The sequence below is a fragment of the Methylomarinum vadi genome, from assembly GCF_000733935.1.
GTDB classification, from domain to species: Bacteria; Pseudomonadota; Gammaproteobacteria; order Methylococcales; family Methylomonadaceae; genus Methylomarinum; species Methylomarinum vadi.
The window spans coordinates 1,222,545-1,235,719 of the sequence record NZ_JPON01000001.1 but is presented as its reverse complement, the minus strand read 5'-3'; the positions used below and the strand labels follow the sequence as shown (position 1 = coordinate 1,235,719).

Genomic DNA, 13,175 nt, shown 5'->3' with positions numbered 1-13,175 from the left:
GTAGCGAAGCGCGCGCATCCGATATGTTGATCTTCCTGCAGGGAGTTTTCGATGATTGATTGGCATGATACCCATGCCGCCATATGGCGGCAACGTAAAGAATATTTGCGCCCGGTAAGGCAGCTCGATCCGATTCGCTTAGACGATCTGTTGGGAATAGATCGACAGAAATAACTGTTAATAGGGAATACCCAGCGTTTTATAGCGCGCGAGCCCGCCAACAATGCCTTGTTGTGGGGTGCGCGCGGAACCGGGAAGTCCTCCCTGATCAAGGCATTGTTGAACGAATATCGAGACCATGGCTTGCGCATCATCGAAGTCGATAAACGGGATCTGCTTTATTTGCCCGAAATCGTCGACGAAATACGCGAAAAACCGCAGCGCTTTATCGTCTATTGTGACGATCTATCTTTTGAAACCGGCGAAACCCAATACAAGGCGTTGAAAAGTGTCTTGGAGGGCTCGATCGAGTTGCCGCCTGAAAACGTGCTGCTTTACGCGACATCGAACCGGCGCCATTTGCTGCCGGAGAAAATGAGCGACAATCTCGATACACAGCTGGTCAATGGAGAAGTGCATTATTCCGATGCGGTGGAGGAACGGATTTCCTTGTCCGATCGCTTCGGATTGTGGCTGTCGTTTTATCCGCAAAAAACCGAAGCCTATTTGCAGATTGTCGACAATCTGTTTGCCGAATTTTCCGGCGATCGGGACGAATTGCATCGGGCGGCATTGGAGTTCGCCAGGATGCGGGCGGCCCATAGCGGCAGGACGGCCAGACAATTCTACAACACCTATTGTCGCAAGGGTTAGCAAAGACACGGGATATTGCATGGGGGCGGCGGTTTAGATTGCCGCTTTGAACGGCTTATCGAGGCCTGCGAAAAAAACGAAAACAAAGGTTGAATCTTGTTCGCGGGTCAAGCCCGGGCGCATACCCATACGTCGACTCGTTCGACGCCGGCGCGTTTCAGGGTTTTCGCCATTTCCGAAACCGTAGCACCGGTGGTCATGACATCGTCCAGCAAGGCGATATGCTTGTGGTTCGGTTGTTTGGTCATGGCAAAGGCTTGTCTGATGTTTTTGCGCCGTTGCTTGGAGGGTAAGCGGGTTTGGTGTTCGGTATGTTTGCGGCGTATACAACTGTATAGGTCTAACGGTATCGTCAATTCCTCGGACAGAATGCGAGCGATTTCGATGGATTGATTGAAACCGCGTTCGTGGTATCGGCTTTTATGCAAGGGGACCGGCATGATGCAGTCCGGCAATTCGGCATTTTCCTTGATCTTCGCCGCCAACAACATGCCCAGCAAGCGGGCATTTTTGAATTGTTTGCCGAATTTCAGGCCGGTGATTAAATAGCGCATCGTGCGGAGATACAGAAAAGGCGCGATGGTTTCGTCGTAAGCGGGGGGATCGCTCAAGCAATGGCCGCAAAGACGGGGCAGGGGCGAAGCGGTAGCGAACGGTTCGGCACAGCGGTAGCAACAGTGTTCGTTGAGCGGAAGGTCGGTAAAACAGTCGCGGCACAGGTCCATGGCGTTAAAACCCCGGAAGCCGCATAACATACAGCTGGGCGGAAACAGTTTATCTTGTATAATATTGAGCCAGTTGTTTACCATTTTTTTAGAAATAGGTTGACGAGTCGTTCGCTCGGCCTGTTCTATGCACGCACTACTTGGAGATTAACAGAATGTCGACCCAGCCGGAACCCATCACGATAAAAACGCCTTTGCGCCATGATTGGCAATTGGACGAGGTGCAAGCGCTGTTTGCGTTGCCTTTCAATGACCTGATTTTCAAGGCGCAGTCCGTGCACCGGGAGACCTTCGATCCGAACGAGATTCAAATCAGTACGCTACTCAGTATCAAGACCGGTTCCTGTTCGGAAGATTGCGGTTATTGTCCGCAAAGCGCGCGTTTCGATACCGATCTGAAACCGGAGGCCTTGCTGCCGGTCGAAGAAGTGCTGCAAGCGGCTCGACGCGCGAAAGCGCAGGGCGCGTCCCGCTTTTGCATGGGCGCGGCCTGGCGTTCGCCCAAGGACCGCGATGTCGAGAGAGTGGTCGAAATGGTTCAAGGGGTCAAGGACCTCGGCATGGAAACCTGTGTCACGTTGGGCATGCTGACCGATGAACAGACCCAGAGACTGAAGGAAGGCGGATTGGATTATTACAATCACAATCTGGATACCTCGGAAGATTATTATTCCGAGGTGATCAGTACCCGGACCTATCAGGACCGTTTGGATACGCTGGAACGCGTCAGAGAGGCCGGTATCAATGTTTGTTGCGGCGGCATCGTCGGCATGGGCGAGTCCGATAGCGACCGCGCCAAGTTGTTGCAGCAATTGGCCAATTTGCCCAAGCATCCGGAGAGTGTGCCGGTCAATATGTTGGTGCAGGTGCAAGGAACGCCGCTGATGGGGACGGAAAAGTTGGACCCGCTGGTGTTCGTCAGAACCGTCGCCGTGGCCCGCATCATGATGCCGCAATCGCGCGTGCGTTTGTCGGCCGGCCGCACCTATATGAGCGACGAGATGCAGGCCTTGTGTTTTCTGGCCGGCGCCAACTCCATCTTTTACGGCGACAAGCTTCTGACCACCGATAATCCGATGTCGAACGAGGATATGCGATTGTTCGAGCGCTTGGGACTCCGCTCCGGCGGTTCCAGTTATGCCGCTTGATGTTTCCGCTATTGATTCATGGGCTTGACTTAGCGTTGCTTGCATGGATTTATCGGAAAGTCTGACGCAACTGAAACGGCAGGGGCTTTATCGCTCCCGCCGTGTGATCGAAGGCGGGCAAGGCGTCAAAGTGTCTGTGGACGGCAAAGAGCTGATCAATTTCTGCAGTAATGACTATCTGGGCTTGGCCAATCATCCCGCTATCGTCGAGGCATTCAAGCAGGGTGCGGAAAACTATGGCGTCGGCAGTGGTTCGGCTCATTTAATCTGTGGCCACAGCCGGGCCCATCATGCCTTGGAAGAGGAGTTGGCCGATTTCACCGGCCGCCAGCGGGCCTTGTTGTTTTCCACCGGTTACATGGCCAATATGGGCATGATAGCAGCGCTGGCGGGGCAGTCGGATTATGTGCTGGAAGACCGCTTGAATCATGCCTCGCTGTTGGATGGCGGTTTATTGTCGCGGTCGAAATTCAAGCGTTTCGGGCATGCGGACATGGCCGATCTCGAGCGTAAGTTGGCCGATACCGAGCGCCGCCAGCTTATCGTGACCGACGGCGTATTCAGCATGGATGGCGACTTGGCGCCCTTGCCGGACATGGTTGAGTTGGCGACAACATATCGGGCGATACTGTTGGTCGACGACGCTCATGGCCTGGGCGTGTTGGGCGCTGATGGCGCCGGCGTGCTGCAGCATTATGGTCTTTCCGAGAGGGAGGTGCCGGTGCTGATGGGGACGTTGGGCAAGGCGCTGGGAACGTTCGGAGCGTTCGTGGCCGGGTCGGAGGACTTGGTCGAGACCTTGATTCAGCAAGCGCGCACCTATGTATTCACCACGGCCATGCCGGCGGCGCTGGCCGAGGCGACTCGGGCGAGCCTGAAGATCGTGCGCACCGAGCATTGGCGGCGAGAAAAACTGCGCGCTCTCGTCGAACATTTCAGACTGGGCGCGCAGCAGTTGGGATTGCCGTTAATGGAATCGAATTTGCCGATCCAGCCCTTAATGCTTGGAGACAGCCGGCGAGCCGTCGCCTACAGCGAGCAATTATTGGCCCGAGGCTTTTGGGTCAGCGCCATTCGCCCGCCGACGGTACCGCAAGGCAAAGCGCGCTTGCGGGTCACCTTTTCGGCCAATCATGAAACAACGCAGATCGATGCCTTGTTGCACGCCTTGGCAACAATCAAACTATGATCAAAATACACCGAGAAGTTTATGGCCAGGGCCAGCCCTTGGTGATGCTCCATGGCTGGTCCATGCACAGCGGTATCTGGCGGCGCTTCGCGCAAGGTTTGGCCGAGCATTTCCAGGTGATCTGCCTGGACTTGCCCGGTCACGGGCGCAGCGAAGGCGTCACCCCCTATACGCTGGAACGAATCAGTGCGGCTTTGCTGGCTGCGATCCCTCGGGATAGATTTCACGTGCTGGGGTGGTCGCTGGGCGGAACGGTGGCGCTAGACCTGGCTCATCGTTTCCCGGAAAAAGTGGCTTCGTTGACGCTCTTGGCCGCCAATCCGCGTTTCGTACAAGGCGAGCAGTGGCCCGGCGTCAAGGCCGAGGTATTGAGGTCGTTCGCCGATAACCTGGCCGTCAGCTGCCAGGCGACGCTGATGCGGTTTCTCGCCTTGCAGGTCAAAGGGCTCGCTAACGGCAAGGAATTGTTAAAGCAACTGAAACAGGCGGTTCAGGAATGCGAGGCGCCTGCTGTATCGACTTTGCAGGGAGGGTTGGATATTCTCGCGCACAGTGATTTAACGCTTTCGTTTCAACAACTGGGATGTCCGGTGCAGGCGATTTTGGGTGGCAGGGACAGCTTGATTCCCGCGCAATGCGGCGAACGTCTGCAATATCTGCGTCCGGACGCGAATATCCGCCTATTACGCGATGCCGGCCATGTGCCCTTTTTATCCCACCAACGTGAAATTGTTGAATTATTGGCTGGTGCGTTATGAATGCGTTGCTTGGTCTGGATAAAAACAAAGTACGCCGCTCATTTTCAGCGGCTTCCGATAGTTATGACGGGCTTGCCGAATTGCAAAGGCGAGTGGCTTTGCGGCTATTGGACAAAACGGATTTCTCCTGCAATGTGGAAACCATTGTCGATGTCGGCTGCGGGACCGGCTTTTTTACCCGTCATGCGCTGAAGCGCTTCCAATGCAAGCAGATGTTGGCCATGGATATCGCCTTGCCGATGCTGGATATGGCGCGGCAAAATATAGTCAGGTCGGAATTGAATTGTTTTTGCGCCGATGCCGAGAATTTGCCGCTAGCTTCTTCTTCGGTCGATAAGATTATGTCCAATCTCGCCTTGCAATGGTGTCTGGACTTGGACTCTGTATTCGCCGGGTTCCGGCGCGTGTTGAAGGAGGATGGAAAATTGCTTTTTTCCACCTTCGGCCCCGCTACATTACAGGAATTGAAAACGGCATGGGCGACTGTCGATCGCTACTCCCATGTCAACGACTTTTACAGTCTAAAGCAGATCGAGCGGATTTTGCGCTTGTCCGGTTTTCGACCGATTATGGCGGAGTCGGTCATGGAAAAAAGCTTTTATCCATCGGTGATGGCCCTGATGAATGAGCTGAAAGGGATAGGTGCGCATAACGTCACAAAGGGGCGAAACAAGAATCCGACCACCCGGTCGCAGTTGCAGCAAATGATTGCTGCCTATCCCGTGGATGAAAAGCAGCGGGTTACGGCCAGTTATGAAATCATTTATATCGCGGCCGAAAAAGTATGAGTCGGCAAGGTTTTTTCATAACCGGCACCGATACCGGCGTTGGTAAGACCTGGGCTACCGTGGCATTGATGCGGTTTTTACGTCGGCAAGGTTATAGCGTTGCCGGCATGAAGCCGGTCGCTGCCGGCTGCCGGTGGCTGGATGGGCAGTGGAAAAATGAGGATGCCTTGCTGATTCAGCAAAATGCCTCGTTGCCGCTGGCTTATAGTCAGGTGAATCCCTACGCCTTTGAATTGCCTGTTTCCCCGCATATAGCCGCCGCCGGCGCAGAAATTGACGTAAGCTTGTTAAATAAAATATTTAATGATACGAAACGACAAGCGGATTTGGTGCTGGTTGAAGGCGCCGGGGGGTGGTTTTCTCCCCTCGGCGATGAGATCAGTAATGCCGCCTTGGCAGAAACGCTACGCTTGCCGGTCATCATCGTGGTGGGGGTCAAATTAGGCTGTATTAACCATGCGTTATTGACTTGGCGGGCCGTCGATGCGGCAGCAGTGAGTTGTGCCGGCTGGGTTGCGGTGCAAACGAACGCGGATATGCCGTTTTTCGAGGAAAATATCGATTTCTTGCGCGATCGTCTCAATGTTCCATTGCTCGGTGTGTTGCCGCATGTCAGCACGGCCGATTTTGAAAAATTATCTTATAATTTTTTTGGAAATTTGTTAAAAAATTGATATGGATCAAAATTGAACGTTTTTGTCCGGTCATAATTGCCACTCCATTACAATAATCACTGGGGAGGAAAGACATGGCTTTAATGACTTGGACTGCTGAACAATATGGCACCAATGTTTCTTTTGCTGACGAAGAGCATCAAAAATTATTTGGTTTGCTGAATACTTTATATGATCAAGCGACGAACGGAGCGGACCGTTCGCAGGTAGGGGCATCCCTGGATGCCTTGATTGCCTTCGTGGTGGACCATTTCGCGCATGAGGAAAAGGAAATGCAGGCAAAAGGGTTTGCCGGTTACGAGGCGCATAAGGCCGAACACGACGCGCTGGTCGCCACTTGTGCCGATTTGCAGACAAAATTTCATGCCGGCGAGGCGGATGTGACCGAAGAGGTCGGGCAAATGGTCAAAACCTGGTTGGATAAGCATATTCCAACTTTCGATAAAGCTTATGGACCTGCTTTAGGTTAAATTTATAGCAGAAGTTCTACCTGGTTAATAGTGTTAAAAGGTCTGTGGGAGCAATTTCTCACAGGCCTTTTTTTTATGGCAAAGTTAGCGTTGGCGTAAGCTCGGCTAGCCTAGAGTGATTTGATAGGTTAAAATTGCGCAGTTTATTTGTGATAATCCTAGGGAACGAAGTTTTTTTAGTTCTGCAACCGGCTTGTCTTTCCGCTTATCCAAGGTGTTTATTTGATCAGTACATGGCTTTTTTGTCGTGAGGTCGTTATTACGCCTTGTGTTATTCCGGAAATCCTGCAAAAGTTGTGGTTCCCGTTTTGTTCCCAAGTATAAGAGAAGAAAGCAGTCCGTTTTTGCAAGGGGCGGACTGGTTTCAATGACGACATCCACGCATACAAGTTTATATAACTACACAACAGGAGGCTGCTCCGTGAGAATAACTAAGCAACTGTTCGCATTTCTGACCCTGATGCTATTAGGCTTGGGTACAGCGCGTGCGGATTATACCCTCAATCTGACGAAGGGGGTCACTAAGCTCAGTAACGATGTTTACAATCTGCACATGCTTATTTTGTGGATCTGTGTGTTTATCGGTATCGCCGTGTTCGGTACCATGTTTTATTCGATTTACCACCATCGTAAGTCGAAAGGACATAAAGCAGAGCAGTTTCATGAAAATACGACCGTCGAAATTATCTGGACCATCATTCCAACGTTGATTCTGGTCGGCATGGCTATTCCCGCGACAAAGACGCTTGTAGAAATGGATGATGTGCAAGAGGCGGACATGTCGATCAAAGTGACTGGCTGGCAATGGAAATGGGAATACGAATACCTGGATAACGGCATTCACTTTTTCAGTACCCTGGACGAAGCTAGTAACCGCGCCCGCCAAGTCGGTTCCGGCATCGATCCTCGTTCGGTGCCCAATTATTTGCTGAATGTCGACCATCCGCTGGTAGTTCCGGTCAATACCAAAATCCGCTTCCTGTTTACCGCGGCCGATGTACTGCATTCCTGGTGGGTGCCCGAGTTGGGCTGGAAAAAAGACACCGTTCCCGGTTTTATCAATGAAGCCTGGACTTACGTGGAAAAAGCGGGAACCTATCGCGGCCAATGTACCGAGTTGTGTGGAAAGGATCACGGTTTCATGCCGATTGTCGTCATTGCGATGGAGCAGGAGGATTACAACGCATGGGTGGAAGAGCAAAAAGGCATTGCGGTTGCCGAAGCTAGCGCCGCCGAACAGGAATGGACAAAAGAAGACCTGATTGCCAAAGGCGAGAAAGTTTACGCCAATAACTGCTCCTCTTGCCATATGGCGGATGGCACCGGCATGCCGGGCACTTTCCCTGCGCTTACAGGCAGTCCGATCGTGACTGGCGACATAGATGTCCAGATCGATCTTATGTTGAATGGTAAAGGCATGATGCCGGCCTTCGGCCAGATGCTCAGCGCGGTTGATTTTGCCGCCGTCGCAACCTTTATTCGTAATGGCTTGGGTAACTCTGTCGGTGATTCAATCCAACCTTCAGCCATTAAGTCCAAGCAATCGGCTTTGCCTGAAGAAGATGACGATGAAGAGGATGAGGCGTAAGTCGCCGGACTTCTTCACTAGCTAATCTTTCAAAAATACGAGGTATTAAATATGTCTGCTGTAGTAGCTGAACATGATGAACATCATGATCACGGCCCCGAAAAGGGCATTTTGAGGTGGATTATCACCACGAACCATAAAGATATTGGAACATTATATTTGTTATTCTCGCTGGTGATGTTTTTCGTCGGCGGTACCATGGCTTTGATTATTCGCGCGGAACTTTTCGAACCGGGCATGCAGTTTGTCAATCCGCAGTTTTTCAATTCGATGACGACGATGCACGCCTTGATCATGGTATTCGGTGCGGTCATGCCGGCCTTCGTTGGCTTGGCTAACTGGATGATTCCGATGATGATCGGTGCGCCGGATATGGCCCTGCCGCGCATGAACAACATGAGCTTCTGGATGCTGGTCGCCGGCGCCTTGCTGTTGGCTAGCACATTGTTCATGGAAGGCGGCGCGCCTGCTTCAGGCTGGACCTTGTATCCGCCGTTGGTGTTGCAAACCGGCGATGCCTTGCCGTTTGCGATCTTCTCGGTGCATATGCTCGGTATTTCATCGATCATGGGGGCGATCAACGTCATCGCGACCATTTTCAATATGCGGGCGCCCGGCATGACCCTGATGAAAATGCCTTTGTTCGTCTGGACCTGGCTGATTACCGCCTTCCTGCTGATCGCCATCATGCCGGTATTCGCCGGCGCGGTGACCATGTTGCTGACCGACCGTTTCTTCGACACCAGCTTCTTCGATGCGGCCGGTGGCGGTGATCCCGTTCTGTATCAACACATTTTCTGGTTTTTCGGACACCCCGAAGTATATGTGATGATTCTGCCGACTTTCGGTGTCGCCTCAACCATCATTCCTGTATTCGCCCGTAAACCCTTGTTCGGCTATGCCTCCATGGTTTATGCGACTGCTGCGATCGCCTTCCTGTCGTTCATCGTTTGGTCACACCACATGTTTACCACCGGCATGCCGGTGGCCGGTGAATTGTATTTCATGTACGCCACGATGCTGATCGCGATTCCCACCGGGGTTAAGGTATTCAACTGGACGGCGACTATGTGGAAAGGCTCGCTGACCTTCGAAACACCGATGCTGTTTGCGATTTGCTTTGTCGTGTTGTTTACGATCGGCGGGTTTACCGGCTTGATGATGTCGATCGCACCGTCCGATTTCCAATATCACGATACCTATTTCATCGTTGCCCATTTCCATTACACGTTGGTTCCGGCTTCCATCTTCATTTTGATGGCGGCGGGTTATTTTTGGCTGCCGAAATGGACCGGTAACATGTACAACGAAAGAATCGGCAGACTGCATTTCTGGTTGTCGGCCATTTCCGTTAACATCCTGTTCTTCCCTCAACACTTCCTGGGCTTGGCCGGCATGCCGCGCCGTATTCCGGATTACGCGATACAGTTCGCCGACTGGAATATGATCTCCAGTATCGGGGCGTTTATTTATGGCATCAGCCAGTTATTGTTTGTCTATATCGTCATCGATACCATTCGTGGCGGTACCGGCAAGGCGACCGACGAGGTGTGGGAAGACGCCAGCAAGCACAGTTTGGAATGGACATTGCCGTCTCCAGCGCCATACCATACCTTCACGACGCCGCCGGAAAAAATTCCTACGGAACATTTCTAACGGGCGTTAATTAGCAAGAGAATGGATACCCTGTTCCTCGGGAACAGGGTATCGGACAATTTATGAATACGAAACAAAAGAATATTCTGACCGCTGTCATCTTAATTGCGGTGGCTTTGACGATTTATGTTTTTGCGGTATTACAAGCCGTTTCCGAATGATGAACACTGTTGAACGGAAAAATACTAGGCTGGTTATCAAGCTAGCATTAATAGTTCTGGCGATGTTCGGTTTTGGTTATGCCTTGGTGCCTCTGTATAACGTGTTTTGCGATATCACCGGCTTGAACGGGAAAACGGGGGAAAGCGCGGCACAGGAAGTGCAGTACGAAATCGACCCGGAAAGGGAAATGACGATCGAGTTCGTTACCTCCCTGAACGAATCGGCGCCAATGGAATTCAGCGCCGAAACCGCGAAGATGAAACTAATTCCCGGGAAATATTACACGGTGAATTTTTTCGCGGAAAATAAAACCGACAAGCCGATGGTGGCGAGGGCCATACCAAGCGTATCGCCGGGATTGGCGGCGGAATATTTGAAGAAAACGGAGTGTTTTTGTTTTTCCGAACAATCGTTCGAACCGCATGAGAAAAAGACCATGCCGGTTCGTTTCGTGATCGACCCGGCCTTGCCGGAACGTTATAAAACAATCACGCTCGCTTATACTTTTTTTGACAACACTGAAACATCAGTAAAAAAATAACGATAGGGGAAGGTTATGTCTACAAATGGCGCTTATTACATTCCGCATAAGGCAGTGTGGCCGTTTATTGGCACCAGTGGCCTGATGATCATGCTGGCGGGTTTTGCCAATTACCTCAACGGTTCAGGCATCGGTTCGACCATGATGGTTCTTGGTCTGGTGATGTTCATCCTGATGCTGACCGGCTGGTTTGCCTTGCAGGCCGCCGAAAGCGAATCCGGTATGTACAATCATGGCGTCGGTATTTCCTACCGCATGGGCATGATGTGGTTCATTTTTTCCGAGGTCATGTTCTTCGCCGCTTTCTTCGGCGCTTTATGGTACGCTCGGAACTTATCCGTGCCCTGGTTGGGCGGCTTGGGCGATGGGCCGGGACGTGCTACCCAGGAAATTTTGTGGCCGGCATTCGAATCGGCCTGGCCGACCAATGGCCCAGGCAATATCGGCGGCGAATTCGAACCGATGGGCGCTTTCGGCCTGCCTTTCATCAATACCCTGTTGCTGCTGTCTAGCGGCGTAACCTGTACTTGGGCCCATCATGGCCTGTTGGCCAAAAACCGGGATCAATTGATCAAAGGCCTGATCGCCACGGTCGCGTTAGGTTTTACCTTCGTTGCTTGCCAGGCCTTCGAATATTACGAAGCTTACCATGAGATGGGGCTCACGCTGGGTTCCGGTATCTACGGTTCGACCTTCTTCATGCTGACCGGGTTTCACGGTTTTCACGTCTGTGTCGGTGCAATTATTCTGAGCGTCGTGTTGTTCAGAAGCTGGAAAGGCCACTTTACCCCGGAAAACCATTTCGCCTTCGAGGGTGCGGCATGGTACTGGCACTTCGTCGATGTGGTATGGCTGGGCCTGTTTATCTTCGTTTACTTGATGTAATCCGGTAAAAAACGGGAAAAAAGCGCGTTCTCCGTGATCGCGCTTTTTTTTTGTCTTTGGGTTTGAAGGTAAAAGTAATGTTGATGGGTTGCGGCTATTGCCTCTACTCTTTTACTGGCATTATGGCTGTTGAGAAGAGGATTGTTGCCGCATGTGCTGCATTCTGGCGCCGATGCCTTCCGGTTTTATCAAACCGGTCATATAAGCCAGGATAATGAGGATGAACAAGATTACCGACAAGGCGATTCTGAAGGTCAATGCTTTGGCTGTTTTGTGGGATGGTTCATTGTCATTGCGTTTGACCAGATGAAATAGTGCCGAACCGAGGCTTACAACGATTAAAATGAATGCAATGATGACGACGCTTTTTATGAGCATAACGGGATTGCAGGTAGATAAAAGTTTACATTGTCTGCCATCGCTAATTAATTGCCAATAGTCAATAATGAAAAAAATACAGATTCCAGTTGCCGGGAAGACCATTCGGTTTTCGGTCACAGCTTTGGTCGTCTACGTGATTTTGTTGATTATTCTGTGTTCCCTGGGGAGTTGGCAATTGCGCCGGGCGGAGCAAAAGGAACGTTATTTACGCCAACTCGAGCAGGGCCGATCAGTTGAAATCAGTCACTTAAACCGACTCGAAGAGGCCGATTTGAAGACGTTGGAATATCGAAAGGTGTCGGTTTCCGGACAATACGACGATGCCCACCAGTTTTTGATCGATAACCAGGTAAAAAACGGCAAAGTCGGCTACTTTGTCATGACACCGTTTTTTATTGCCGGGCAGGATAAAGCGGTATTGGTGAATCGTGGTTGGATCGGCATGGCGAAGAATCGTCAAGAATTTCCCGACCTGCGGATCGGCGAGCGCAATACCACGATCACGGGGCGGGTCAATCATTTTCCACCGGTCGGCTTGGTGCTGGAAGGCGCCGATGTGCCGAGCGATGGCTGGCCGGCGACGGTACAGGTGGTCAATCATCGCATACTCGCCGAACGACTTGGTTATTCTTTGCTGGATTTTCAGATCGAATTGGATCCGACCCAGAAAGATGGCTATAGCCGCGAGTGGCAAACGATTTCGATCATGCCGCCGGAAAAACATATCGCCTACGCGGTGCAATGGTTTGCGCTGGCATTGACCCTCACTGTGTTATTTTTATGGTTCAGTTTTAAACAGAATGGATAAACAACAACGAAAAAATCGCAACACCATTTTGCTGCTGTTTGCGATGGCGGTTATTCCTTTTTTGATAGCCTGGTACCTGTCGGCCAATAAAATTTGGCTGGGTGGCGGCACAAACAAAGGACAATTGATCGACCCTCCGGTCGCGACCGAATACGATGAATTCGCCGGCTTCGACCCGTTTTCCAGGGACAATATGGCGGAATTGAAAGGGCATTGGGTGCTGGTGAATATTATTCCGGGGACGGAATGTAACAAAGCCTGCCTCGATGCCATCCATGCCAGCAAGCAACTCCGGCTGATGATGAATAAGGATTTGGTTAGAATCCGCCGCTTGGTGCTGGTGTTGAACCGGGTCGACGAAAAAACCGCTGCGCGCTGGTGGCAGGACGACAACCGCCTGCTCAGGTCCTATTCGCGAGCTTCGCTAACCGAGAAAATCAAGCGGATCATTCCAAAGCAAATACCCGACGGCATGTTGTTGCTAATGGATCCCCTGGGAAACCTGATGATGCAATACCCGCCCGGCTTCGATCCCTATGATGTCAAGAAAGACTTAGGCAAATTACTCAGAATTTCGCAAATCGGTTAA

14 protein-coding genes and 1 pseudogene are annotated in these 13,175 nt (G+C 51.6%); 13 read left to right on the top strand and 2 right to left on the bottom strand.

The features are described 5' to 3' along the window. Nucleotides 1-51: 51 nt before the first annotated feature. Nucleotides 52-813, top strand: a pseudogene (locus EP25_RS21820) (ATP-binding protein). Nucleotides 814-920: 107 nt separating this feature from the next. Here EP25_RS21820 and EP25_RS0106250 read toward each other — a convergent pair. Further along, the gene (locus tag EP25_RS0106250; RefSeq protein WP_031433080.1) at nt 921-1,622 is read right to left on the bottom strand and encodes a ComF family protein; all 702 of its coding nucleotides are present in this window, start codon (nt 1,620-1,622) and stop codon (nt 921-923) included. 71 nt (nt 1,623-1,693) lie between these two features. Here EP25_RS0106250 and bioB point away from each other — a divergent pair, with 71 nt between their 5' ends. From bioB to EP25_RS0106195, 10 genes are all read left to right on the top strand, one after another. Beyond that, complete coding sequence (gene bioB / locus EP25_RS0106245; protein ID WP_031433079.1) at nt 1,694-2,686, top strand: biotin synthase BioB; 993 nt, start codon at nt 1,694-1,696, stop codon at nt 2,684-2,686. 43 nt (nt 2,687-2,729) lie between these two features. After that, nucleotides 2,730-3,875, top strand: coding sequence for an 8-amino-7-oxononanoate synthase (bioF, locus tag EP25_RS0106240; protein WP_031433078.1), 1,146 nt, complete (start codon nt 2,730-2,732; stop codon nt 3,873-3,875). After that, a complete protein-coding gene (bioH, locus tag EP25_RS0106235; protein WP_031433077.1) occupies nt 3,872-4,633 on the top strand; it encodes a pimeloyl-ACP methyl ester esterase BioH in 762 nt (253 codons plus the stop codon). The genes bioF and bioH overlap by 4 nt, the downstream gene beginning before the upstream one ends. After that, the gene (bioC, locus tag EP25_RS0106230; RefSeq protein ID WP_031433076.1) at nt 4,630-5,421 is read left to right on the top strand and encodes a malonyl-ACP O-methyltransferase BioC; all 792 of its coding nucleotides are present in this window, start codon (nt 4,630-4,632) and stop codon (nt 5,419-5,421) included. Before bioH ends, bioC begins: the two co-directional genes overlap by 4 nt. Continuing rightward, a complete protein-coding gene (bioD, locus tag EP25_RS0106225) occupies nt 5,418-6,095 on the top strand; it encodes a dethiobiotin synthase (protein ID WP_031433075.1) in 678 nt (225 codons plus the stop codon). The genes bioC and bioD overlap by 4 nt, the downstream gene beginning before the upstream one ends. 74 nt (nt 6,096-6,169) lie before the next feature. Further along, nucleotides 6,170-6,565 carry a bacteriohemerythrin gene (locus tag EP25_RS0106220; protein WP_031433074.1) on the top strand — a complete coding sequence of 132 codons (396 nt, stop codon included), beginning with the start codon at nt 6,170-6,172 and terminating at the stop codon, nt 6,563-6,565. Between the two features lie 421 nt (nt 6,566-6,986). Continuing rightward, nucleotides 6,987-8,153: a cytochrome c oxidase subunit II gene (gene coxB, locus EP25_RS0106215; RefSeq protein WP_031433073.1), complete on the top strand. Its 1,167-nt coding sequence runs from the start codon at nt 6,987-6,989 to the stop codon at nt 8,151-8,153. 51 nt (nt 8,154-8,204) lie between these two features. Next, nucleotides 8,205-9,809: a cytochrome c oxidase subunit I gene (gene ctaD, locus EP25_RS0106210; protein WP_031433072.1), complete on the top strand. Its 1,605-nt coding sequence runs from the start codon at nt 8,205-8,207 to the stop codon at nt 9,807-9,809. 157 nt (nt 9,810-9,966) lie between these two features. After that, nucleotides 9,967-10,512, top strand: a complete 546-nt coding sequence (locus EP25_RS0106200; RefSeq protein WP_031433071.1) for a cytochrome c oxidase assembly protein — start codon at nt 9,967-9,969, stop codon at nt 10,510-10,512. A 15-nt stretch (nt 10,513-10,527) separates the two neighbouring features. Then, entirely contained in the window at nt 10,528-11,397 is an 870-nt protein-coding gene (locus tag EP25_RS0106195; RefSeq protein WP_031433070.1) for a cytochrome c oxidase subunit 3, read from the top strand. A 120-nt stretch (nt 11,398-11,517) separates the two neighbouring features. Here EP25_RS0106195 and EP25_RS0106190 read toward each other — a convergent pair whose 3' ends face one another. Next, nucleotides 11,518-11,775, bottom strand: a complete 258-nt coding sequence (locus tag EP25_RS0106190; protein ID WP_031433069.1) for a twin transmembrane helix small protein — start codon at nt 11,773-11,775, stop codon at nt 11,518-11,520. A 67-nt stretch (nt 11,776-11,842) separates the two neighbouring features. Between EP25_RS0106190 and EP25_RS0106185 the strand changes: the two genes are divergently transcribed. Then, nucleotides 11,843-12,586, top strand: coding sequence for an SURF1 family protein (locus tag EP25_RS0106185; RefSeq protein WP_051906445.1), 744 nt, complete (start codon nt 11,843-11,845; stop codon nt 12,584-12,586). After that, a complete protein-coding gene (locus tag EP25_RS0106180) occupies nt 12,579-13,175 on the top strand; it encodes a hypothetical protein (protein WP_031433067.1) in 597 nt (198 codons plus the stop codon). The genes EP25_RS0106185 and EP25_RS0106180 overlap by 8 nt, the downstream gene beginning before the upstream one ends.